The 24165-nt window shown below is 31.3% G+C and carries 20 protein-coding genes; 5 read left to right on the top strand and 15 right to left on the bottom strand.

What is annotated here, in order from left to right; all coding sequences use genetic code 11:
* The 8 genes from N5E64_RS03645 to hutH form a co-directional block, all read right to left on the bottom strand.
* Positions 1-201 (bottom strand): hypothetical protein (locus tag N5E64_RS03645; RefSeq protein ID WP_280035774.1); only part of this gene is annotated, 201 nt, incomplete at its 3' end.
* A 5-nt stretch (positions 202-206) separates the two neighbouring features.
* Positions 207-602 (bottom strand): hypothetical protein, encoded by a 396-nt coding sequence (locus N5E64_RS03640; protein ID WP_125349712.1) that lies wholly within the window; start codon positions 600-602, stop codon positions 207-209.
* A gap of 15 nt (positions 603-617) precedes the next feature.
* The gene (locus tag N5E64_RS03635) at positions 618-1430 is read right to left on the bottom strand and encodes a hypothetical protein (protein WP_125349713.1); all 813 of its coding nucleotides are present in this window, start codon (positions 1428-1430) and stop codon (positions 618-620) included.
* Between the two features lie 209 nt (positions 1431-1639).
* Positions 1640-2536 carry a lysophospholipid acyltransferase family protein gene (locus N5E64_RS03630; protein ID WP_280035772.1) on the bottom strand — a complete coding sequence of 299 codons (897 nt, stop codon included), beginning with the start codon at positions 2534-2536 and terminating at the stop codon, positions 1640-1642.
* Between the two features lie 5 nt (positions 2537-2541).
* A complete protein-coding gene (locus N5E64_RS03625) occupies positions 2542-2790 on the bottom strand; it encodes an acyl carrier protein (RefSeq protein WP_038332291.1) in 249 nt (82 codons plus the stop codon).
* Position 2791: 1 nt separating this feature from the next.
* Positions 2792-4018, bottom strand: coding sequence for a beta-ketoacyl synthase (locus tag N5E64_RS03620; protein WP_114999642.1), 1227 nt, complete (start codon positions 4016-4018; stop codon positions 2792-2794).
* A gap of 5 nt (positions 4019-4023) precedes the next feature.
* Entirely contained in the window at positions 4024-4755 is a 732-nt protein-coding gene (fabG, locus tag N5E64_RS03615; RefSeq protein ID WP_280035769.1) for a 3-oxoacyl-ACP reductase FabG, read from the bottom strand.
* Between the two features lie 3 nt (positions 4756-4758).
* Positions 4759-6273, bottom strand: a complete 1515-nt coding sequence (gene hutH, locus N5E64_RS03610) for a histidine ammonia-lyase (RefSeq protein WP_038332296.1) — start codon at positions 6271-6273, stop codon at positions 4759-4761.
* A gap of 88 nt (positions 6274-6361) precedes the next feature.
* Between hutH and N5E64_RS03605 the strand changes: the two genes are divergently transcribed.
* Together N5E64_RS03605 and N5E64_RS03600 are read left to right on the top strand one after the other, a co-directional pair.
* Positions 6362-7603: an NAD(P)/FAD-dependent oxidoreductase gene (locus tag N5E64_RS03605; protein ID WP_280035767.1), complete on the top strand. Its 1242-nt coding sequence runs from the start codon at positions 6362-6364 to the stop codon at positions 7601-7603.
* 84 nt (positions 7604-7687) lie between these two features.
* On the top strand, positions 7688-8554 hold the full coding sequence (locus N5E64_RS03600; RefSeq protein WP_280035766.1) for a cupin-like domain-containing protein: 867 nt from the start codon (positions 7688-7690) through the stop codon (positions 8552-8554).
* Positions 8555-8564: 10 nt separating this feature from the next.
* Here the strand turns inward: N5E64_RS03600 and N5E64_RS03595 are convergent, their stop codons facing one another.
* The 4 genes from N5E64_RS03595 to mtaB form a co-directional block, all read right to left on the bottom strand.
* Positions 8565-9695 (bottom strand): carboxypeptidase-like regulatory domain-containing protein, encoded by a 1131-nt coding sequence (locus N5E64_RS03595; protein ID WP_280035764.1) that lies wholly within the window; start codon positions 9693-9695, stop codon positions 8565-8567.
* Positions 9696-9749: 54 nt separating this feature from the next.
* On the bottom strand, positions 9750-10352 hold the full coding sequence (locus N5E64_RS03590) for a porin family protein (RefSeq protein WP_114999523.1): 603 nt from the start codon (positions 10350-10352) through the stop codon (positions 9750-9752).
* Positions 10353-10457: 105 nt separating this feature from the next.
* Positions 10458-10988: a DUF4136 domain-containing protein gene (locus N5E64_RS03585; RefSeq protein WP_114999525.1), complete on the bottom strand. Its 531-nt coding sequence runs from the start codon at positions 10986-10988 to the stop codon at positions 10458-10460.
* A 111-nt stretch (positions 10989-11099) separates the two neighbouring features.
* Positions 11100-12437 carry a tRNA (N(6)-L-threonylcarbamoyladenosine(37)-C(2))-methylthiotransferase MtaB gene (mtaB, locus tag N5E64_RS03580; RefSeq protein ID WP_038332401.1) on the bottom strand — a complete coding sequence of 446 codons (1338 nt, stop codon included), beginning with the start codon at positions 12435-12437 and terminating at the stop codon, positions 11100-11102.
* Between the two features lie 59 nt (positions 12438-12496).
* On the opposite strand from mtaB, the gene N5E64_RS03575 reads away from it, so the two are divergent.
* Positions 12497-14080, top strand: coding sequence for an ABC transporter substrate-binding protein (locus tag N5E64_RS03575; protein ID WP_038332399.1), 1584 nt, complete (start codon positions 12497-12499; stop codon positions 14078-14080).
* 232 nt (positions 14081-14312) lie between these two features.
* Positions 14313-15896, top strand: coding sequence for an FMN-binding glutamate synthase family protein (locus N5E64_RS03570; protein ID WP_280035759.1), 1584 nt, complete (start codon positions 14313-14315; stop codon positions 15894-15896).
* 47 nt (positions 15897-15943) lie between these two features.
* Here N5E64_RS03570 and N5E64_RS03565 read toward each other — a convergent pair whose 3' ends face one another.
* Positions 15944-17413 carry a helix-turn-helix domain-containing protein gene (locus N5E64_RS03565; RefSeq protein ID WP_280035757.1) on the bottom strand — a complete coding sequence of 490 codons (1470 nt, stop codon included), beginning with the start codon at positions 17411-17413 and terminating at the stop codon, positions 15944-15946.
* A 229-nt stretch (positions 17414-17642) separates the two neighbouring features.
* Here N5E64_RS03565 and N5E64_RS03560 point away from each other — a divergent pair, with 229 nt between their 5' ends.
* Positions 17643-19955, top strand: coding sequence for an outer membrane beta-barrel family protein (locus tag N5E64_RS03560; RefSeq protein WP_280035755.1), 2313 nt, complete (start codon positions 17643-17645; stop codon positions 19953-19955).
* Positions 19956-20030: 75 nt separating this feature from the next.
* On the opposite strand, the gene odhB is transcribed toward N5E64_RS03560, so the two are convergent.
* Complete coding sequence (odhB, locus tag N5E64_RS03555) at positions 20031-21263, bottom strand: 2-oxoglutarate dehydrogenase complex dihydrolipoyllysine-residue succinyltransferase (protein WP_181816285.1); 1233 nt, start codon at positions 21261-21263, stop codon at positions 20031-20033.
* A gap of 18 nt (positions 21264-21281) precedes the next feature.
* Positions 21282-24071: a 2-oxoglutarate dehydrogenase E1 component gene (locus N5E64_RS03550; protein ID WP_280035753.1), complete on the bottom strand. Its 2790-nt coding sequence runs from the start codon at positions 24069-24071 to the stop codon at positions 21282-21284.
* Between the last annotated feature and the right edge of the window lie 94 nt (positions 24072-24165).

Below are 24165 nucleotides of genomic sequence, written 5' to 3'. Positions count from 1 at the left end.
ATAACCTTTATAAAACATTCCTTCTGAAGATACACCTGATAAGTTAGAATCAATTATTAAGATATCAATATCACTTACAATAGATACAAATTCTTCTTCTAGCTGACTACCTGTCAAAACAAAACAGTCCGCATCAGGATATTTTTCATAAAATAAGGCTCTAGAAACTTCTAGAACCTTATTTTTATCGTAAACTTTCAACTTTATTATTTTCTTAATTTAATAGAAATAACTCCAAAATTAGCCCCAAAATAACCTCCTAAATATTCAGCTTTAGCAGATTTTTCATAGGTAAACTCTTTTATTTTAGAAGGATCTATATTTTTAAAATCCGAAGATTTTTTAATAATTTTATTGTCTTTTTCATCAATTAAAAGTACAGAATATTCCCCTTTTTCAACTATTGGTAAAGCTCCTTTATTAAAATATTTACTTGCATTTATATAGTATTCTTCTATATATGTTTGTAAATCTATTATATTTTCTTTTTTTATGTTTGATTCATCTATTAACATCTTTATAGAAGATGGTAGTAACTTTTTTTCTTGAGCAAACATACAAGAAAAAGAAAATATTGAAGTAATTAAAAAAATTTTTTTCATAATTATATTTTTTTTTTAAGATCTACTATATGAACTTGGAATATCTGTATCTCCATCATTACCACCATTTTCTTTAGGTTTTAAATAATCATAGACCCCTCCTTTATTGTAATCATCCCAAAAATTATCAGAATTTACTTCTTTATATCCGTCAATAGGGTTAAAGTAAAAATTTTCCTGTTGTTGATAAGCATCCATTTCGTCCTGAGCATCATATGCAGAAAAACTCCCATCTTCATTAAATCCTAATTCTCCATTTTCAAATTGATCTACATGTTCTAATTCATGAACTAATATAGGAAGATGAGCTTCCCCTGTTCCTTCTATAAGAATAACATATTCTCCTGTTTTTTTATCATAATAAAATTCCCCATTAGAATGTTTAGGATCATTATCATGATTATCCTTAACATCTATCCTATATTTATTATCAGAATTTTTCATTAATTCTATTGTTTTCAGAGTTTTTTCATATCCATCAATAGCTTTCTGAATATCTTTAGCATCTAATTCTTTTGCTCCTAATTTTAAATATAATTTCATGTCTAAAATCTTTTCATTAATCTTAGTTTCTATTTGTTCAAGAGCTTTTTCTGGATCTTTTATATTATCATTATCTTCAGGATCTGGTTCATTTCCACCTCCTCCACCACTACCATATGTAGGAGGTGTTGACGAAGGGAAACTAAAAGATGGCCAATCTGGATCTGGATCTATAATAACAGTAGATAAACCGATAGTGTCATCCCAAAAACCACCAGAAATGTTTTTTTGTTGAGCAATAGGCATTTCAGAAATACCTGTAGAAATTTTAAATAAGTTTTTCATGTAATTGTTTAAATTGATTTCAAATAAAATAATATTTTTAATGACCACTTTAAATAATTCACATGAATATAATCATATTTACCTAAATTTAACATTGAAACTCAATACCTATCAAACAATTATTCTTTCAAAACTTGAATTAATCAGGCTTCGTTTCACCAATGATATCAAGCGAAATCACCTAAAGTTCAAAATCGAAAAACAATGTTTTATAGCCAAAATTTAGCAGTTTTATCGGAGGTTTTAATCATTTTGGAATTAAAACATTGATAAGGATATTTTTTTACAATGGTTTCTAGATTGACGCAAAACTCTTTCAAAAGTGCATTTGCATCACGATGTTTGAAATTTGCTTGACGCGCATATAAATGATAGTGTAAATTTTTTTCCTTCATTACATACACAAAAGCAACGGGCACTTTCAAGCGAGAAGCAATAGAAAATGGTCCTGCAGGAAAATTAGCTTGTTTTCCAAGAAGCACTTCTGACATCGTTTTATTTCCCTCGAAATAACGATCTCCTGTAAAACAAATTAATTCGTTTCGACTAAGCGCATTATTTATTTCGAAAATATGAGATAAATCTTCTTGAATCAAGATAAACTTTACCGAAGGTTTCTTCGAAATACTTTCTAAATATTCTTTGATAACATTTCGTTCTAAATCTGTTGTAACCAAATTAATTTGACAATCAAAGTCAATATCTGCAAAAAAATGTTCGGCTACTTCGAAATTACCAACATGTGCACTTATTAAGATTCCGCCTTGTTTTTGATTCAATAGATTTCTTAATAATTCTATTCCATCAAATTCGTACGAATATTTGTTACGTAAACCTGCATTAATCGCTGTTTTATCAATCAAGGTTTGTCCAAAAGTATAGTAACTTTTGTAAACACTTAAAATTGATTTGAAAACCGAAAAATTTAATCGATAACGAAAGTATTCGTAAATAGATTTGTTACTACTATAAGCCGTTATAAAATAATAAAAAGCTACAAAAATTAAGACTGAGTAAGCAGCCTTAATTCCGAGCTTTTTCATAACGTTGACAAATATTTTGTATCCCAGGACCGTTCCTTTAGAACGACCATCCCATTGTTTCATATCTGTTATTTATTCTCTAACTTTTGTTCTACAATTGCATAGAAATCTTCAAAAGTTATCATATTTTGAAAATCTTCTTTAATTAATTTCACACCGAAATTAGATTCAATGATTACCACTAAATCAACATAGTCCAAACTATCTAAATCTAAAGATTCTTTAATATTTTTTTCCTCTGAAATCACAGAAGGATCAACTTCAAATTCATCAATTAAGATAGCATTTAATTTTTCAGCGATTTTACTTTTCACCATATTAGGAGTTAAATTTTTTAATTACTAAGGCAGAATTCGTTCCACCAAATCCAAAAGAATTCGACAAATATACATCAAATTCTTTATTTAAGGTTTCTTTAACAATGTTTAATTTAGCTGAATCTTCGTCTGCTTCTTCGAAATTAATATTTGGTGCAATAAAGTTATTCATCATCATTAAGTTAGAATAAATAATCTCACTTGCTCCTGCCATCCAACATTCGTGTCCCGTCATCGATTTTGTAGAACTTACAAAAGGTTTCGTTTTTCCAAAAACTTGGTCAATCGCTTTTGCTTCGTTCGCATCACCAACTGGCGTAGAAGTCGCATGTGCATTGATATATTGAATTTCATCAGCAGAAATTTTTGCTTGTTTCAACGCTCTATTCATCGCAATTGCTGGCCCATCTACATTTGGCGTAGAAATGTGTCCACCATTCGATGAAAAACCATAACCCAAAACCTCAGCAATAATTGGCGCACCACGTTTTACTGCGGATTCATAGCTTTCTAAAATCAATGTTGCTCCACCTCCACTCGGCACCAATCCATCACGATTTTTATCAAAAGGACGACAAGCTTGTGTAGGATTTGCTTCATTTTCGGAAAAAACACCCAAACCATCAAAACTTGCCATTGCATATTTATTGATTTCCTGTGCTCCTCCACAAATAATCATATCTTGCAGACCATCTTTGATCATCATATAACCTAATCCAATCGAATGCGAGCCACTTGCACAAGCTGCACTAATCGTAAAATTGATTCCAGTCAATTCAAAAATTGTCGCAAGATTCATGGTTACAGTGGAATTCATTGACTTGAAAATCGCTCCAGAACCAATTAATTCAGTATCTTTTTTCTCGCGAACAATATCTATTGCATCAATAATTGCTTTCGAAACACTATCATTTCCATATATAATTCCAACCTCGTTAGTCTTGATATATTCTTCCGTCAAATTAGCATTTTTCAACGCTTCTAAAGTTGCCATATACGCAAACTCTGTTTCTTGACCAATTGTAATTCGTTGTCTACGATTCAAAAAAGGTTTCAAATCTGGTGCAGGAACAGTTCCTGTCAAAGCAGATTTAAAGCCAAATTCTTTGCGTTCTTCATCAAAAATAATCCCTGATTTTCCTTGACGCAAAGATTCTGTTACTTCTTCTAATGATGTTCCTAAGCAAGAATAGATACCCATTCCTGTTATTACGACTCTTTGGCTCATTTTATCTAAGAATAAATTCCTCCATTTATATTAATAACTTCTCCCGTGATATAACTCGATTTTTTAGAAACCAAAAAGCTTACCAAATCGGCAACCTCTTCGGCTTTTCCAAAACGATTGGCTGGAATCAGCTTCTTTAATTCTTGTTGATCCAATTCATCTGTCATATCCGTTTCGATAAAACCTGGCGCAACAGCATTCACCGTTACATTACGTTTTGCTATTTCTTGTGCCAATGCTTTCGTCGCTCCTATCACAGCAGCTTTTGCAGCAGAATAATTGGTTTGTCCTGGCGTTCCTTTCAAACCGGAAACAGAAACTATATTGACAATTCTTCCGAATCTATTTCTCAATAATGGATTAATAAAGAAATGAGTTACGTTGTAAAAACCATTCAAGCTCGTATTAATCACATTTGACCAATCATCTTGTGAAATCCACATAAACAAATTATCTTTCGTAATCCCTGCATTGTTTACAATTACTTCTACAATTGCATTTGTATTTTTCTCTGTCCATTCGGTTAAAACTTGTTGCGTTTGATTTGCGTCAGCCACATCAAATTTTAAAATTTCTCCTGTTCCACCTAACGCTTCCACTTCTTTCAAAGTCTCTAACGCAGCAGCTTCATTCGAATTATAATTTATCAAAAGATGATAATCATGTTCTTCTGCAATTTTCAAACAAATTGCTTTTCCAATTCCACGAGAACCACCTGTTACAATTGCACATTTCATGCTTTAGTTTACTTTATTATTTAGTAAATATTTTTTAACTTCCTTAAGATAAGGATAAATCACCTCATCTTCTTTAAATACAGGAACAATTTTACGAATCGAATCATAAAAAGCTTTTCCTTTCGAAGATAATTTATCTTGTATTTGTAAAAATTCTATCGCTTGCGTTACAGCCATACTCTGAACCGTCAACACTTCGAACGTATTATCAATCACTTTTGCACAAATCGTAGCCGCATTTGTTCCCATACTCACAATATCTTGATTATCATTGTTGTTTGGAATACTATGCACATACATTGACGTAGAAAGTGTTTGATTTTCAGCTGTTGTAGAAGTCGCCGTAAATTGAGCAGCTTGCAAACCGAAATTAAAACCAAGCGTTCCTAAATTGACAAAAGGTGGTAAAATATTATTGATTTTTGGATTGACTAAATAGTTTAATTGACGTTCACTTAGCATTGATAGACGCGTAACAGCCAATTTTAATTTATCCAATTCTAATGAAACATAATCGCCATGAAAATTTCCTCCATGATGAACAGTTTGATTTTCAACATCGATAATTGGATTATCACTCGCCGAATTTATTTCATTTTCTAGTACTTCTTTCGCGGCATTCCAAGTATCATAAATTGGTCCTAAAATCTGAGGAACACAACGCAACGAATAATATTCTTGTACTTTTTCTTCAAAAATTTTCTCAGTACGTTCTTGATATAATTCGTCTGCACGTTTTTTGACTAATTTGCTATCATTCAAAAAATCGGTCATTTTATTCGCCACATAACGTTGACCAACATGTTGTTTAGCCTCGTTCAACGGTTTTGAATAATGATCATCAAAAGATTGTACAATTTCATTCATCATCGAGCTTAACGTAATCGAAAGATTAATTAATTGATTAACTTTAATCAAATTTACCATTCCAATTCCCGTCATTACCGAAGTTCCGTTCATAATTGATAAACCTTCGCGAATATGAACTTCTATTGGTTGAAGATTTTCAAGTTCAAACACTTCTTTCGTCGATTTGATTTCTCCTTTATAAAAAACTTCTCCTTCTCCAATTAATGTCAAAGCCAAATGCGCCAATTGAACCAGATCTCCACTAGCACCAACGCTTCCATGTTGATAAATGACAGGTAAAATATCACGGTTTACTAATTCTTGCATCAATACTAAAACTGAAGGATGAATCCCAGAATATCCCAACGAAAGCGTATTAAAACGTGCAATAACCGCAGCTTTTGTTTGGTCTAACGTCAACGGTTCTCCAATTCCTGTACAATGACTTCTGATTAGATTATATTGAAGCTGAATTGTATTTTCATCTTCAATACGATATTGTGCCATTGGTCCAAAACCTGTATTTACGCCGTAAATTATTTTATTTTTTGAAAATTCTTTTAAAAATTTAAAACTATTCTCCACACGATCAAATGTTGATTTATCAAGCAATAATTTTTTATTCTCAAAAAGTATGTTTTCTATAGTGTCAATTGTTAATTTTGTCATGTTATTGATTAGGTAAAAGATTTATCGATTTTGGTTATTTACTCCCTCAATCAGTTGCAAAAATAATTAAAAAACTATACAAAAAGTCATGATTGAAAATACAGATGTTTTAATCATTGGTGCAGGACCTTCGGGATCGGTTGCAGCAGCCTATTTAAGAGAAAAAAACATTAAAGTTATTGTTTTAGAAAAAACTCAATTTCCCAGAATTGTTGTTGGTGAAAGTTTGATCCCTCGCTCTATGGATCATTTTGAAGAAGCTGGATTGTTACCTTATTTAGAGAAACAAAATTTCGAAGTAAAACCTGGTGCGAGATTTATTCGAGGCGAACAAATTTGTATTTTCGATTTCAGTAAAAAGTTTGGGAAAGGACAAGATTGGACTTGGCAAGTTCCGCGTGCTGATTTCGACATGACTTTAGCTGATGCAATTATAGACAAAGGTGCAGATTTGCGTTTTAATGAAGAAGTAATTGATGTTCAATTTGAAGGAAAAAAATCGATTACAACTGTAAAAAAACAAAATGGAGAAACGTATCAAATCAATGCAAAATTTTTGATTGATGCGAGTGGATATGGACGCGTTTTACCACGATTATTAAATATTGATAGTCCATCAAAACTAAATCCACATTCAGCAATTTTCACACATATTAATGATGTTCGTCGCTCTGAAGGTCAAGAAAGAACGCAGATTTCTTTTGATATTATTGAAACGAAAGTTTGGTTGTGGGTAATTCCTTTTTCGAATGGAAAAACAAGTGTAGGGATCGTTGGCCCAACAGATTATATCAATCAATTATCAACCAATCAAGATACAACAGAAGCTTTGCAAAATGCAATTCAAAAATCCGATTTTTACGTCAATCGTTTTGGTGATTTACCATTTGAATTTAACCCAATTTGGTTAAAAAATTATTCCGCTGCGGTGACTAAAATGTATGGAGATGGTTATGTTTTGACAGGAAATAGTACCGAGTTTTTAGACCCTGTTTTCTCTTCTGGTGTTTGTTTCGCAACAGAAAGTGGTTTGAAAGCTGCTAAACTTGCTATTAAAGAAATAAATGGCGAAAAAGTAGACTGGCAGACAGATTACGAAGATTATATGAAAGAAGGTATCGATGTTTTCACCACTTATGTGCAAGAATGGTACACAGGAAATTTGCAAGAATTATTTTTCCATCAACCTGAAAATCCTGATGTCAAAGAAAAAATTTGTGCTGTTTTAGCAGGATACGTTTGGAACAAAGAAAATCCATTTGTAAAAAAACACAATAGTGTAATTCGGAATATGGCGCATCTGATTCGAATGGTTAAAGAAACAGAATAAATGAAAAGTCAACAATATGTTGGCTTTTTTGTTTTTAATTCAGATAGATTCTCTATTTTTGAGTAATCCAATACTTTAAAACGCATGCAATTTCAGACTATTGATACAGTTGAATCAATTTCGAAAGAAGATTTCATCAAAAATTATCTCAAAAAAAGGAAACCTTTGTTATTGAAAGGTTATGCAAAGAATTGGAAAGATTTTGACAAATGGAATCTCGATTATATCAAAGAAAAAGCTGGAGAACAAATTGTACCTTTATACGATAGCAAACCTGCTGACGCTAACAAAAGTTCGGACACTCCTGCTACACATATGAAGTTTAATGAATATGTGGATTTAATCAAAAAAGAACCCTCTGATTTGAGAATTTTCTTTTTTATCATCAAAGATAAAATTCCCGAATTACTCAAAAATTTCACTTATCCTGATCTAGGTTTAAAATATTTTGAACGTTTGCCTACACTATTTTTTGGAGGAAGTGAAGCTAAAGTTTTGATGCATTATGATGTCGATATGACGGATTTCATTCATTTTCAGTTCCAAGGTGATAAACGAATTTTGTTGTTTGATCCAAAACAATCCAAAGCTTTATATAAAGTTCCACTTTCGGTACATACAATTTACGAAATTGATTATGATCATCCCGATTACGAAAAATTCCCAGCTTTGAAACACGCAAAAGGTTTTGATTTTGTCATGAATCATGGCGATGCTTTATTTATCCCACGTGGTTATTGGCATTATAATCGTTATTTAGAAGCAGGATTTTCAATGTCTTTACGCGCCTTTCCTAATGAGTTTTTTCAAGTGATGAATACCATTTATCATGTATTTATTATGCGCTATACAGATAAGTTAATGCGCAAGATTTTTCAACTAAAATGGATTCATTTTAAAGAAAAATGGGCAATAAAGAAAAGTCATGGATATTATGGAATTAAGAAATAGGTTTTAAATATTACTCAATTTTATAATCCATAGGAACCATGTTTGCTATTTTTTCCCAGCTCCAATATCCTTCAACAACCAAATTAGCAGGATGGTAATATGTACCATTTTCTTCAATTTTTAATAAATCGCTTTTTATAGCGAAAATAGAAAGTTGGTTCGAAATATATTTTGCACCATTCTGTTTTGCATAGTCCAAATCCTCTTTTTCATTTTTGTATTCAACTGAATATAATCCTTTAAAATTAAGATACTGATTATTATTATCAACGATTTTCAAACTATCAGATGGAACTTTTTGATTAACTAAATAAGTAATAATTTTTGGAGGAACTTTACCTACGATTCTACCTCCTAACAAAGTTTCTTCTTTAAACTTTATATATTCTGGATTATCCTTGCGAATCAATCGTTTTATATCATATCCTTCTTCCTCAATTTTATTATCATAAACTGCTTTCATAAAATGAGTCACACTTCCTAAATAAGATTTACGACGATTTTCTTGCCATTTTTTTTCTTTAGAAGCTGATGATTTTAGCTCAGTAAAAAGTGCTGTTCCAAGAGTTAAGACATAATTTGACTTGAAATTAATATTAAAATCAACCAAATCATATTCTATTTTATAACCTAAGTAATTGTTTGTAATAATTAAAGGATTTCTAGAAGTAGCAGATAATTGTTGTGTATTTTTATCATATTTAAACCTCAAATCTTTAGGATTTTCGATTTTACATTTTTTAGCAGCTTCATTACTTCCCAAAAACAATTTCAAAAAAGTCTGATAATAATACAACCAATCTTCTTTAGATATTGCTTGAACAACTGTTTCTTGCAACGCTACCACTTCAGGTTCTAAAACTACTTTATAAAATGTAATTTGATTTGTATTAACATTCAAAATATAATTTTCAAACAAACTTGCACGAACAATTAAGTTATATTGTCCATTAGGAAGACTTAGTTCAAATTCACCTTTTTCGTTCGTTTTTGATTTAATCGTAGAATTATCGACATAGATTTCAGCATTAATAATTGGAAGCGATTTTTCATCAATCACTTTTCCTTTAATTGTATTTTGTGCAAATAGATTACTACTAATTAAGAAAAAACCTAAAATAATAATTTGTTTAAAATTCATTGACTAAATTTTAAAACAAGATAATAAAAAAACCGCTATAAAGCGGTTTTGAATTTATTTGAAGAAATATGTAATTCCTAAAGTTAAAAATGATGAACGATTTGTTCCATTATCCCAACGTTTATAGTCGTAAGTATCTATTAAACCATATTGATAGCGTAAATTAATTTCGTATTTTCTATCAATAGAATAACCTCCACCGATATTAAAAGCTAAATCAAACGATTTTGGAACATTATTTTCTCTTTCAGGTTCATTTTCATCAAATTTTTCTGATACTTTGAAACCTAATTGAGGACCACCTTCAACGAAGAAATCTTTTCCTTGATCATCAAAATAGTATTTATACATAATTGGAATATTGATATAATTTAAGAAAGCTTTGTATTTCTCTCCACCTTCTTTATATAACGAATATTCACCTTGAGTAGTATATAAAACTTCGGCTTGTAAATAATGATTTTCGTTTCGAGTAGTTAATTGATATTTTGCAACTCCTCCAACTAAAAATCCAACTCTCTCTTTAGAAACTCCATGAACAATAGTTGTGTTACTAAGTCCAACACCTCCTTTAACTCCAAATTCGATTTGAGCAAAAGAAAAAGTAGATAAACTTAAAAGAAATAAACTTAATAGATTGGTTTTTAAATTTTTCATAAGTTATTGTATAATTTTAACAAAATTAAAGCTTTTTTTAATACAAACTTCATTTCATAAAAAAAGCTCTCCAAATGAAGAACTTTCTATATTATTTTCGAAAATTTATTTTTTTGGTTGAGGAGGAAATTTAGCAAGAATTTCTTCAATTGCTTTCGGGATTCTTTCCGCTTTAGCACTGATATTACTCAAATTAAGATCAGAACCAACACCTTGCCAAACCAATATATTACGTTTATCATCAATAATGTCTATTACAATTGTTCCTGCTTGATAAGAAGAAACGCTATTTCCGCCGTAATATCCGCCATAGTAACCATAAGGACCGTAGCCCCAATTGTTATTATTTACAGAAACTTGTTCTTTAGAACTTGTCAATAAATTAATGACTAAGTCTGCATCAGAACTTACTTTTGTAAATCCTTTTGTAGCCATTTGTGCATCAATTGCTTTAATTAGTCGATTCTTATCCAAATCGTTAACCTTTAACTTATCTAATCCTTTTTGGTGAAAAGTATAAGTTTTATATGAAGCAAAATTTGTTGATCTGTCGTAATCTGTACTTACTTGAACTGTTCCACAGCTTGTTACAAATAATGACAACAAAATTATAAAAGTAAAGTGTATAATTTTCATGACCTTGATTTTTTATTTAAAACTACAATTATTATTCCTAAATGTAAAGGTAAATCAAAAAAAAAAGAAGCTCAAAATACATGAACTTCTTTTTAACTAATATTTACAATTTTATTTTGCTAATTCTAACTCTTGAATTTTCACTTCAACAATTCCATTGTGATTGATTCTAACCAAATCTACAATTTGCGTTTCGTTGACTAATTCAGGATTAAAATCTGTCTGAACTTTTACATAATTTTCTGTAAAACCAAACATTTTCCCGTCTTTATTATCATGTTCCCAAAGCACTTTTTGAGTAGAATTTAATTGAGACTGATAAAAAGCTTGACGTTTTTTCTCTGATAAAATTCGTAACATTTTATTACGACGTTTACGTTCTCCTTGATCTACAACTCCTTCAAATTCGATCGCTTCTGTATTATCACGCTCCGAATAAGTAAATACATGTAAATAGCTAATTGGTAATTCGTTTAAGAAATTATATGTTTCCATAAACAATTCTTCTGTTTCTCCTGGAAAACCAACAATTACATCTACACCAATACACGCATTTGGCATCACTTCGCGAATTTTTGTTACACGATCTAAATAAAGATTAGATAAATAACGACGTTTCATTTTCTTCAAAATCTCATCGCTACCAGATTGTAATGGAATATGGAAATGCGGAACAAATCGATTACTTTTTGAAACAAAATCAATTGTTTCATTTTTTAATAAATTTGGTTCAATCGAAGAAATTCTGATTCGTTCTATCGCATCAACTTGATCTAATTCTTGTACCAATTCCAAGAAAGTATGTTCGTGTTTTTTATTCCCGAATTCACCTTTACCGTAATCACCAATATTTACACCCGTTAATACAATTTCTTTGATTCCTTTTTGTGCAATTTCATTCGCATTTTTGATAACATTTTCTACTGTATCTGAACGCGAAATTCCACGAGCCAAAGGAATTGTACAATACGTACATTTGTAGTCGCAACCATCTTGCACTTTCAAAAAAGCACGCGTACGATCACCGATTGAGTATGAACCAACGTAAAAATCGGCTTCTTCAATCTCACAAGAATGTACAATTGTTTCTTCTTTTTTATTGATATCGTCTAAATATTCAGCAATATTAAATTTTTCTGCAGCTCCTAAAACCAAATCAACACCTTCCATTTCCGCAATTTCTTGCGGTTTCAACTGCGCATAACAACCTACAACGACAACAAAACCTTCTGGATTTGCTTTCATTGCATTTTTCACAATCGTTCTGCACTCTTTGTCTGCATTTGCGGTTACCGAACATGTATTTATCACGTACACATTCGCAGAATCTGTAAACTCAACCTTCTGATATCCATTATCTTTCAAGTTTCTTGCGATCGTCGAAGTTTCAGAAAAATTAAGTTTACATCCCAATGTATGAAATGCAACTGTTTTAGTTTGATTATTCATAGCTGCAAATTTAAGAAATTATCCATAGTTTTGAAACATAAATAAATCAGCTATTCAAAATGACTAAATACTTTATCTACATTATGTTATTCGTTTCAATATTTTCGTGTTCTAAGAAAATTGAAATCGATGAAAACAAAGTATTTAAATTAAATCGTTACGATAATATTTCTTCTTTAGATCCTATCAATGCACGTACACAAGCCAATAATTGGGCATGCAATTTAATGTACAATAGTTTAGTGAAGATTGATAACGAACTAGAAATTCAGCCAGATATTGCAAAATTTTGGACAATTTCTGAAGATGGAAAAACGTATTCTTTTACTTTGAGAAATGATGTTTTTTTTCATAAACATGAAGCTTTCGGAAAAGATTCGACTCGAATTGTAACGGCTTCAGATTTCGAGTATAGTTTTAATCGTTTAAAAGATCCGAAAGCTGGAGGTTCTGGAGGTTGGATTATGAATAATATTGATTCATATAAAGCGATAAATGATACACTTTTTGAAATTAAATTAAAAGAGGCTTATCCTGCATTTTTGGGATTAATTTCGATGAAATATGCTTCGGTTGTTCCGAAAGAATTGTTCAAAAATGGAAACGAAGAATTCTTGAGACATCCAATTGGTACGGGTCCTTTTCAATTTAAGATTTGGGAAGATAACGTAAAAATGGTTTTCAGAAAAAATCCAAAGTATTTCGAATTTGATGAAAAAGGTCAACGTTTACCATATTTAGAAGCGGTTAATTTATCTTTTTTACCTGAAAAAAATTCAGAATTTTTAGAATTAATCAAAGGTAATTTGGATATGATGGCAGATTTGGATCCTTCTTATAAAGACGAAATTCTAAATCCAATCGGTGATCTGAATCCAAAATATTCGAATATTTTAACGATTCAAAAAGTTCCTTATTTAAGTACCGTTTATTTATGTTTTTACCTTGATGCACCAAATGCAATTGATTTGAAATTGCGTCAAGCCTTAAATTATGGAGTTGATAAAAACAAAATCATCAAATATATGATGAAAGGGCAAGCTTTTGAAGCAGATGGAGGTTTCATTCCGAAAGGTTTACCAGGTTATTCTCCCGAAAGTGGTTACAAATATTCTCCCGAAAAAGCACGCGAATTAATCAATAGCTATAAAAAAACGAACGGAAAAATTACGCCAATCGAGCTGACAACAGTGCAAGAATATGTAGATGTTTGCGAATATATTGCGGCGGAAATGGCGAAATTAGGTTTACCGATAAAAGTGAATGTTGTACCTGGACCAACAATGCGTGATGGAAAAGCAACAGGGAAATTTACGTTGTTTCGTGCAAATTGGGGCGCAGATTATCCAGATGCCGAAAACTTTTTGTCCTTATATTATTCGAAAAACTTTGCGCCAGAAGGACCAAATTATTCACATTACAAAAATGGTGAATTTGATAAAATGTATGAACAAGCATTTTTGACTAATAATTCAGACGAACGTGCCAAAATTTATCAAAAAATGGATGCATTGATGATGCAAAACGCTCCAATTTTGCCATTATTTTATGATCAAACGACGTTATTTTTGAATAAAAAAGTTAAGAATTTTTCGATGGGACCTATCAAATTATTAGATTTAACGAGAGTTTATAAAGAATAATTCCTTTGACATTTCTCAAAAAGTTTGAACATCTTTTAAAAAAATCTAAATAATATTTCATTTTATTTCACGACATTAGATAATTGTTAACTTATTTGAAATAATGGGTTTTCTCTAACGTTTGAAATCAACAATTTAAAAGAAATTATTTCAGAAATATAGGCGTTAAACCGAGTTTTTTTAGATATATTTGACACCAAATTTTTAATCAAAATCATTTAAATTTTTACTTATGAAAGTAAGACAACTTTTCGTAGTAGGATCTATCGTTACTCTTGTTGCAATTGGAGTAATCTCTTATTTTTGGCCAGGTATCTTATGGTCTTTAATAATTATTCTTCCTTTGATTGCTTTAGGATTTGCAGATATCTCGCAAACAAAACACGCTATCAGAAGAAACTTTCCAATTATTGGACATGGACGTTATTTGTTAGAAAGTATTCGTCCAGAAATTATGCAATACTTTGTTGAAACGGATACTGAAGGGAAACCTATTGACCGTTTGATGCGTAGTATGGTGTATCGTCGTGCAAAAAATGTAATTGACACAGTTCCTTTTGGGACGCAATTAGATGTTTATGAACCAGGATATGAGTGGTTAAATCACTCGATGTATGCAGGAAAAATCAAACATGCTGATGATCCACGTGTAAAAGTTGGTGGAAGTGAATGTAAACAACCTTATTTAGCAAGTTTATTAAACATTTCTGCAATGTCTTTCGGTTCGTTAAGTGAAAATGCTGTATTAGCAATGAACAAAGGAGCCAAATTAGGAAACTTTGCGCACAATACAGGTGAAGGGGGAATTTCTCCATATCACTTACAGCCAGGTGGAGATTTGATTTGGCAAATTGGTACAGGATATTTTGGATGTCGTGCAGCTGATGGTGGTTTCGATCCAGATAAGTATGTAGAGCGTGCTACTTTACCAAATGTAAAAATGATTGAGTTGAAAATTTCTCAAGGTGCAAAACCAGGTCACGGAGGAATTTTACCAGCAAATAAAAATACTCCAGAAATCGCTAAGATTCGTGCTGTAGAACCATATACAACTGTTGATTCTCCTCCATCTCACTCAGCTTTCTCTGATGCAGAAGGAATGTTACATTTCATCAAACAATTAAGAGAATTATCAGGTGGAAAACCAGTTGGATTTAAATTGTGTATTGGGATTAAACGTGAGTTTATCGAGATTTGTGAAGCAATGATTAAAACGGGTATCAAACCAGATTATATTGCAATTGACGGTGGTGAAGGAGGAACTGGAGCTGCTCCTGTAGAGTTTTCAAACTCTTTAGGTATGCCTTTGTTAGATGGTTTAGCTTTTGCAGTTGATACTTTACGTGGTTATGGTCTTAAAAAAGATATTCGTGTTGTAGCTTCTGGAAAAATTATTTCTTCTTTCCACATTGCTCGTGCAATGGCTATTGGTGCGGATTTAGTTTATTCGGCTCGTGCAATGATGATGGCTGTAGGATGTATCCAAGCATTACAATGTAATACAAATACATGTCCTGTTGGTGTTGCGACGCAAGATCGTGAATTAATGAAAGGTTTAGACGTAGAAGATAAAGCAACTCGTATGTATAATTTCCACAAGAAAACAATGCATATTTTATCTGAGTTAATTTCTGCAACAGGTGTTAAATCTCACAGAGATTTCAATCGTTATCACGTAAATTTACGTATCGACAATACACGTATTATGTCTTACGATCAATTATACCCAATTGTAGAAGAAGGTGCATATGTAGGAATGTCTGTAGAAGATGTTTTACAAGAAATTAGAATTCGTACATTAAGTAAAGTCAATTAATCAATTTCATATAATAGTAAAAAAGCAATCCAATTGGATTGCTTTTTTTATTCAAGAATATTCCGTAAATATTGAGACGGACGAAAACCTGTATGTTCCAAAAAAGCATCTGAAAAAGTCTTTCTCGAATTAAAACCTGTTTCTTCTGCCAACGAATCAATTGTGTATTTTTTGAGATTTGGCTCATTTTCAATTCGTTTCAAAAGATGATTAATTCTCAATTCATTGATATATTGGTTAAAATTTTTCGATCTCGAACGATTAATATAATATGACACAATTGTTCGATTGGCGTTCAATTCTAGAACCAAATCATTCAACGAAAATTTTGGATTTAGAAATAACTTTTGTTCTTCAAATAATTGCAAACTTTGTTCGAAATCTTCATCAATTTCAACCTCAAATTTTGTTTTTTCTACTTGATTTTCTTCCTTGATATCTGCTTCAATTATCATTATTTCATCAAGACATTTTTGTAAATAATTCTTCTTTTTTTGATGTTTTTGATTCATTTTATAAAAAACAATTCCACCAAAAATTAGAATTGCAACCAAACCAAAAAATGAAGTTTTTTTAAAGTTTTGATTCTTTTCTTTCAATAAATTTCTTTCAGTTTTCAAGAATGTATTTTCATATTTCTCAAGATTTGGTTTCAAAACAGTATGATCAGCCACATAAAATAAACTATCAAAAGACAATAAATTATTAACAGATAATAATTTATCTCGATTATTTCCATACTTCTCATTATATTCAACCACTCTTTCATAAGAAAGTCGCAATTCTTCATCAAGAATTTTATATTGTTTTGAGAATTCTACAACATTTTCAAAATATTGGATTGCTTCTTTATTTCGCTTTTGTTGATATAAAATTTCACCTAAAAATTGCTCCGAAATCACATACCATTTAATATCATTTTGCTTCCAGAAAGTTTGTTGCGCTTTTTTCAATGTATTAAATGCTGAATTATAATCTTTTTTGTAGAAATCAATAATTCCCTTATTCTTCAATGCATATTGATAATTTGCTGTATCAACCGTTTCAGATAATTCAATTTTATTGTAATAATCACTTTTGTTCAGATGATTTGTTTTGCTATATAAATAAGACAATTTCCCAAGAATTGAGAGATAAATGCTGAACGATTTTGGTTGCTCTTTATGCTTTTCGAAATAAGGTAAAGAAGTTTCGTACAAGACTATAGATTCCTTTGTTTCATGTAAGTTTTCCTTTGTTTTAGCAATTCCAACAAGCGAAGAATAAAATGTAAAATCATCTTTTATTTCAGTTGATAATTCCTTTGAAATAGTAAAATTTTTCAAAGCATTATTGTAATTACGCTGCTCCAAAAAATAATTTCCTTTTTCGATATAAGCTTCACTCAACACAACTTTATCATTCAATCGATAAGCTGTTGAAATCGTAGAATCAATAATTCGAAGATTTTCTTCAACCAAATCATTATTTTTTTGACGCAAAAATTCAGCTTTATCATTTTGTGTTTTTCCAAACATATTTATTGAACTGAATATGAATAGAATAACTGTGATAAATTTAAGAAACCTATTTTCTGAAATTATAAAACGTAACATATTGTATTTCTTTAATTTGAATAACATTGTAAACAATTATCATTTGACACCAAGTTGATAAAAAACATTTAAAAATATAAATTAAAATTGTTCAAACAAAAATTTTACTTCCTCTAAATGTAAGTAAAACAATAATCAACACAATTATATTATGAAATTTTTACAATTAATTCTCATTTTGATTAGTTCTTTTGCTTTTGCACAAGAAAAATATTCGATTACAGGAAATATTTCATCAGAAAATAAATCAAAAACAATTCACGCAAAAGTTATTTTATACGATGAATTTCAAAATGTTATTCAAACAATTGAAACTAAAAATTCAAATTTTAACTTTGAAAATTTAGAACCAAAAACTTATTCAATTTCAGTTATTTATGACAATAAAATTCAAGATGAAGAACCTTTTTATTTGAATGAAAATAAAACATTTCACTTAAATATTGATGAAACTGTACAAATTAATGAAGTTGTAATCAATGGAAAAAAGGAAACTTTCAAAATAGAAAATGGCAATTATACTATTGATGTCGCTAATTCAAATTTTAATAAACTTGCTACAACCAAAGAATTATTTTCAAAATTACCAAGCGTCATGTTGGGCGCAGATCAAGAAACATTGACAATTATTGGAAAAGGAAATCCTTTGTTGTATTTGGACGATCAACAAGTTGATTTTTCTACCATTTCAAGTTTAGCAATTGAGGATATAAAATCGATTGAAATTATCAAAAACCCTTCTGCTAAATATGAAGCAAATGGAAAATCTATCGTAAAAATTAATCTAAAGAAAAGTAAAAAAGAAGGTTTAAAATTGACTTTGCAAGAAACATTATCTTTCAAAAGAAAGTTTAATAATTATTTCAATTCGACTTTTCAAATTCGTAAAAATAAAAGCGAATTTAAACTGAACGCATCTTATAATCAACTAAATCCGTGGGAAGGAAATGGATTCGATTATCGCATAAAAGACAAAAATATTCAGTCCAATTATTTCATAAAATCGCAAACTAAACGTCCACATTTTATTGTAAACACAAGCTTTTTTCAGGAATTAAATGAATCTGGAGATTATTTTTCGTTTGCTATTAATTCAAATTTTAGAAAAGATAAAGGTTTGCTTGATACCAAAACAGAATATACCGAAAACAATGAAAATCAATCTATTTTAACGTTAAATGATAATGAAAATCATCGAAATTTTGTGAATACTTTGGTGAATTACAATAAAAATATTCAATCAATTGACGCAAGTATTTTAACAGGATTACAATACACGATTTATAATACAGGAACAACATATGATTTTTATAATAAGATTAATGAGAATGATGTCGAATACAATCAATCGCGCTATCAAAAATATCGTCTTAAGGTTTTTGCAGGAAAATTTGATGTAGAGAAAAAGTTTGAATCTGATCAAAAAATTGAATTTGGAGGACGTTTTACGCATGCAAAATCTGAGACGAATAATGAAACATTTTTTCCTCAACAATCATCAGAAGAATTTCTTTATAATTTCAAAGAACTGAATCTTTCCGCCTATTTGCAATACACTAAAAATTATGAAAAATGGAATTATAAAGCTGGATTAAGAACAGAAACGACTAATTCTAAAGGTTTTGATGAAATAAAACAACTTTCGGATATTGATAAAAAATACATCGATTGGTTTCCGAATGCAGAAATTAATTACACTTTTGATAATAAAAATGCGTTAACAATTTACTATAAACGTACAATTGATAGACCGAATTACAGCAATCTTTCTTCTGGGAATTTGTACGGAAGTCCTTATATCGAATACAGTGGAAATTTTAATATTTTACCTACTTACACCGACACATTTTCAGCGAATTATTCATTAAAAAAATGGAACATGAATGTGACGTATTATCAAAGTAAAAATCCGATGAATTATACATTAATTTATAATGATGTGAGAAATATTTCAACATTTACAACGATTAATTTCGAAAAAGAAAAAAACATTTCTGTTGCTTTGGATGTTCCATTCGAATATAAATTTTGGTCAACACAAATTAGTTTAGCTATGATTTATAGTAAAATAATTGATAAAAAAGCTGTTCTTAAAAAATCCGTTCCATATATCTATTTATACTCTAATCATAATTTCAAATTGGGAAAAGATTTCAATTTCATGGTTGATGGATATTGGCTAAGCAAACGAACAGAAGGAATTTATGATCGAAATTCTCAAGTTATCGTTAACCTTGGATTGACAAAATCATACAAAAACTTTGATTTTTCTATTCGTTTCAATGATTTATTCAAACAAATGAAATTTAGCGAAACACTGAATTATGATAAAATTAGTTCTAAAAACCTATTTTTAGTCGACTATCAAGAACTATCAGTTGGTGTTAAATATAATTTTGGTCGTTTAAATAAAACTATCTCAAAAGAGAATAAAGTAAATGAAGAGGAAAGGAGAATTAGGTAATCTCAACTTATAAACCAAAAAAGCCATTCTTTCGAATGGCTTTCAATTTATGGATTGTTAGAATGTTTTTATGTATTACAATTCTAAAGCTCTTTTAGCGTCACCGCCCATTAATACGTTTAATGGATCTTCTACCGCTTCTTTAACTGCAACTAAGAATCCTACAGATTCGCGTCCGTCGATGATACGGTGGTCATAAGATAAAGCAACATACATCATTGGAGCGATAACGATTTGTCCGTTTTTAACAACTGGACGCTCAACAATATTGTGCATTCCTAAGATACCTGATTGAGGTGGGTTGATGATTGGTGTAGACATCATAGATCCAAATACACCACCATTAGTGATTGTAAATGTACCTCCTGTCATTTCATCAACAGAAATTTTTCCGTCACGTACTTTGATTGCTAAATCTTTGATAGATTGCTCAACACCACGGAAAGTTAAGTTTTCTGCATTACGTACTACTGGTACCATCAAACCTTTTGGTCCTGATACTGCAACAGAAACGTCAGCAAAGTCAAATTTTACTTGGTAGTCACCGTCAATCATAGAGTTTACGTCTGGGTATAACTCTAATGCGCGTGTAACTGCTTTTGTAAAGAAAGACATGAATCCTAAACCAACACCGTGTTTAGCTTTGAATTCGTCTTTATATTGGTTACGTAAAGCAAAAATTGCAGACATATCAACTTCGTTGAATGTAGTTAACATTGCAGTTTCATTTTTAACAGAAACTAAACGTTGTGCAATTTTACGACGTAATGATGATAATTTTTTCTCTGATTGAGCACGAGTTCCTTGAGTAGAAGTTCCCATTGCTGGTGTAAAACGAGCTGCATCATCTTGAGTGATACGTCCGTCACGTCCTGAACCTTTTACTTGAGAAGCATCGATACCTTTTTCGTCTAAAACTTTTTTAGCCGCTGGAGATGGAGTTCCCGTAGCGTAAGTTGCAGCTGGAGCAGCAGGTGCTGATGTAGCAACTGGAGCTGGAGCAGCTTTTACTTCTTCTTTAACCTCAGCTTTTGGTGCTTCTGCAGCTGGAGCGCTTCCTCCTTCTGGTTTAGCAGCTGATGTATCAATAAGACAAACAACTTGTCCTACTTCTACAACATCACCTTCTTCCGCTTTCAAAGTGATAATTCCACTTTCTTCTGCTGGTAATTCTAATGTTGCTTTATCTGAGTCTACCTCTGCAATTGCTTGGTCTTTTTCTACGTAATCACCGTCTTTTACTAACCACGTAGCGATCTCTACTTCTGTGATTGATTCCCCTGGTGATGGGACTTTCATTTCTAACATATCTATTAGCTTTATTTTTTAATTGAATACTTTATTAATTACCTCTTCGTAAATTGCAGCCCAACGTTTACTTGAACCTGGTGCTGTTGCAGCACTTTCTGCTGGAGAAACTACGTCGAATGGATATTTTCTTAACTTACGTAAGATATACATCCAAGCTCCCATATTTTCTGGTTCTTCTTGTGCCCAAACCAATTTAGCATTACCAAATTTAGAGATGATAGCATCTACTTTTTCTTCATTTAAAGGATATAATTGCTCTAAACGAATAATTGCAGTTTCTTTATCACCTAATTCTTGGCGTTTTTTGTCTAAATCGTAGTAGATTTTTCCTGAACAGAAAACTACTTTTTTCACTTTTTTCGCATCTACTGTTACATCTTCGATGATTTCTTGGAAACCTCCATTTGCGAAATCTGCTAATGATGATACTGCTGATGGATGACGTAATAATGATTTTGGTGACATTACAACCAATGGTTTGCGGTAATCTGTTACAACCTGTCTTCTTAATGCGTGGAAGAAGTTAGCTGGAGTTGTGATATTTGCAACAAACATATTGTTACCAGCACACATTTGTAAGAAACGCTCTAAACGTGCTGAAGAGTGCTCTGCTCCTTGCCCTTCATATCCATGAGGCAATAACATTACTAAACCATTTTGTAATTTCCATTTATCTTCTGCTGCAGAAATATATTGGTCGATTACGATTTGCGCTCCATTCACGAAATCTCCAAATTGAGCTTCCCAAATAGTTAACGCTTTAGGATTTGCCATTGCATATCCATAATCAAAACCTAAAACTGCATACTCAGATAATAATGAATTATAGATTCTTAATTGACCTTGTTCATTATTGATATGGTTTAATAAGATAATTTCTTCTTCTGTGTCTTCAGTTTTTACAACCGCATGACGGTGAGAGAAAGTTCCACGTTCTACATCTTCCCCAGAAACACGCACGTTACGTCCGTCTGTTAAGATAGAACCGAAAGCTAAAGCTTCTCCTAATCCCCAGTCGATTTTATCTTCCTCAATCATTTTTCCTCGTCCTTCAATTAAACGAGAAACTTTTTTAATTAATTTTTTACCTTCTGGAACGGTAGAAACAGCTTTTGCAATTTCTTTTAATTTTGCTTCGTCGTAAGCAGTATTTGCTTGTTCAAAAACTTTTGCATCATCAGCAATTTCAAATCCTTCCCACTCTTCTGGCATGAAAGGGAAAATGTGATTACGCTCAATTTCTTTAGAAGCTTCAAAATTCGTTTCTAATAAAGCTTTAAATTCCGCTTCTTTTTGTTTAACGATTTCTTCACCAATTACACCTTCTTTTAATAATTTATCCTTGTAAATTTCACGAGGATTTGGGTGTTTAGCGATTAAGTTATATAATTTAGGTTGAGTGAATTTTGGTTCATCACCTTCGTTATGTCCATATTTACGGTATCCTAATAAATCGATGAATACATCAGAACCGAATTCTGCACGATAATCTGCTGCAAAACGGAAAGCGTGAACTACCGCTTCTACATCATCAGAATTTACATGCATTACAGGAGACAATGTTACTTTTGCAACATCTGTACAATATGTAGATGTACGCGCATCTAAATAGTTTGTTGTAAACCCAATTTGGTTATTTACCACAACGTGTACTGTTCCACCTGTTTTGTATCCGTCTAATCCTGCCATTTGAACAACCTCGTAAACGATTCCTTGTCCAGCTACAGCAGCATCACCATGAATTAAGATTGGAATAATTTTAGAATAATCATCTTTGTAATCTTCCTCAACTTTTGCACGTGTAATCCCCTCTACAACTGCATCTACAGTCTCTAAGTGAGATGGGTTTGGTGCTAAATTGATTCGGATATCTTTTCCATTCAATGCTTTGATTTGATTTGATGATCCCATGTGATATTTAACATCACCAGCCATTAAATCTGTATCAAAAGCTTTTCCTTCGAATTCTGAAAAGATTTGAGAATATGATTTTCCAAAAATGTTAGCCAAAACATTCAAACGACCACGGTGAGCCATCCCTACGATAACCTCTTGTACGCCGTGATCTGCAGAACGGTTAATCAATGTATCCAAAGCAGGAATTAAAGATTCATTTCCTTCTACTGAGAAACGTTTTTGTCCAACATATTTCGTGTGCATAAAGTTTTCAAAAGCAGTTGCTTCATTCAACTTTTCTAAAACACGTTCTTTCTCCTCCTTAGATAATTTTGGTTGATTCAAGTTTTGGTTTAACCAATTCTGAATCCAATTAATTCTTTGAGGTTCTCTTACATACATATACTCGATTCCGATAGATTCGCAGTACATGTTTTCTAAGTGTCCAATGATTTCACGTAAAGTGATTGGTCCACCAATACCTAAAATTTCACCAGCATTGAATGTCAATCCTAAATCGGCATCTGTCAAACCGAAGTTCTTGATGTCTAATGAAGGTTCAAAAGTTCTACGCGCTCTAACTGGGTTAGTCTTAGTAAACAAATGTCCACGAGAACGGTAAGCATCAATCAAATTGATTACTTTAAATTCTTTCTGTACGTTGTCTGGAACTTGAGATACTACTGCAGGATTAACTACTGCTTGCGTTGTTTGACTAGCTTTGTTAGGAGCTGTTTGTGTTGCTGGTGCAAATAATGGCTCTCCATCATATGTTGCATTCGCAAAGTCATACCCTTGGAAAAAAGCTTTCCAACTTGGTTCAATACTATCCGGATATTGGACGTATTGATCATATAAGTCGCCTATAAACTCTAAATGAGCGGCATTTAAAAACGAAAAACGATCCATAAATTTTACTCTCTATGAGATTTAGCTACAAAAATAAACTATTTAAGGCTTTAAAAAAAATTACTTTCATCATATTTATCTTATCTCGCCATAA

It is taken from the genome of Empedobacter sp. GD03739, assembly GCF_029843245.1.
GTDB classification, from domain to species: Bacteria; Bacteroidota; Bacteroidia; order Flavobacteriales; family Weeksellaceae; genus Empedobacter; species Empedobacter falsenii_B.
This window is presented reverse-complemented; position numbering and strand designations above follow the sequence as displayed.

What these genes read in the sequence shown, in the direction of transcription:
- N5E64_RS03575 (WP_038332399.1), top strand. Translation starts at nt 12,497, where the DNA reads ATGACTAAATACTTTATCTACATTATGTTATTCGTTTCAATATTTTCG.
- N5E64_RS03560 (WP_280035755.1), top strand. Translation starts at nt 17,643, where the DNA reads ATGAAATTTTTACAATTAATTCTCATTTTGATTAGTTCTTTTGCTTTT.
- N5E64_RS03595 (WP_280035764.1), bottom strand. Translation starts at nt 9,695, where the DNA reads ATGAATTTTAAACAAATTATTATTTTAGGTTTTTTCTTAATTAGTAGT.
- N5E64_RS03585 (WP_114999525.1), bottom strand. Translation starts at nt 10,988, where the DNA reads ATGAAAATTATACACTTTACTTTTATAATTTTGTTGTCATTATTTGTA.
- N5E64_RS03565 (WP_280035757.1), bottom strand. Translation starts at nt 17,413, where the DNA reads ATGTTTGGAAAAACACAAAATGATAAAGCTGAATTTTTGCGTCAAAAA.
- fabG (WP_280035769.1), bottom strand. Translation starts at nt 4,755, where the DNA reads ATGAAATGTGCAATTGTAACAGGTGGTTCTCGTGGAATTGGAAAAGCA.
- hutH (WP_038332296.1), bottom strand. Translation starts at nt 6,273, where the DNA reads ATGACAAAATTAACAATTGACACTATAGAAAACATACTTTTTGAGAAT.
- odhB (WP_181816285.1), bottom strand. Translation starts at nt 21,263, where the DNA reads ATGTTAGAAATGAAAGTCCCATCACCAGGGGAATCAATCACAGAAGTA.
- N5E64_RS03625 (WP_038332291.1), bottom strand. Translation starts at nt 2,790, where the DNA reads ATGGTGAAAAGTAAAATCGCTGAAAAATTAAATGCTATCTTAATTGAT.
- N5E64_RS03600 (WP_280035766.1), top strand. Translation starts at nt 7,688, where the DNA reads ATGCAATTTCAGACTATTGATACAGTTGAATCAATTTCGAAAGAAGAT.
- N5E64_RS03590 (WP_114999523.1), bottom strand. Translation starts at nt 10,352, where the DNA reads ATGAAAAATTTAAAAACCAATCTATTAAGTTTATTTCTTTTAAGTTTA.
- N5E64_RS03630 (WP_280035772.1), bottom strand. Translation starts at nt 2,536, where the DNA reads ATGAAACAATGGGATGGTCGTTCTAAAGGAACGGTCCTGGGATACAAA.
- N5E64_RS03605 (WP_280035767.1), top strand. Translation starts at nt 6,362, where the DNA reads ATGATTGAAAATACAGATGTTTTAATCATTGGTGCAGGACCTTCGGGA.
- N5E64_RS03550 (WP_280035753.1), bottom strand. Translation starts at nt 24,071, where the DNA reads ATGGATCGTTTTTCGTTTTTAAATGCCGCTCATTTAGAGTTTATAGGC.
- N5E64_RS03570 (WP_280035759.1), top strand. Translation starts at nt 14,313, where the DNA reads ATGAAAGTAAGACAACTTTTCGTAGTAGGATCTATCGTTACTCTTGTT.
- mtaB (WP_038332401.1), bottom strand. Translation starts at nt 12,437, where the DNA reads ATGAATAATCAAACTAAAACAGTTGCATTTCATACATTGGGATGTAAA.
- N5E64_RS03620 (WP_114999642.1), bottom strand. Translation starts at nt 4,018, where the DNA reads ATGAGCCAAAGAGTCGTAATAACAGGAATGGGTATCTATTCTTGCTTA.
- N5E64_RS03635 (WP_125349713.1), bottom strand. Translation starts at nt 1,430, where the DNA reads ATGAAAAACTTATTTAAAATTTCTACAGGTATTTCTGAAATGCCTATT.
- N5E64_RS03640 (WP_125349712.1), bottom strand. Translation starts at nt 602, where the DNA reads ATGAAAAAAATTTTTTTAATTACTTCAATATTTTCTTTTTCTTGTATG.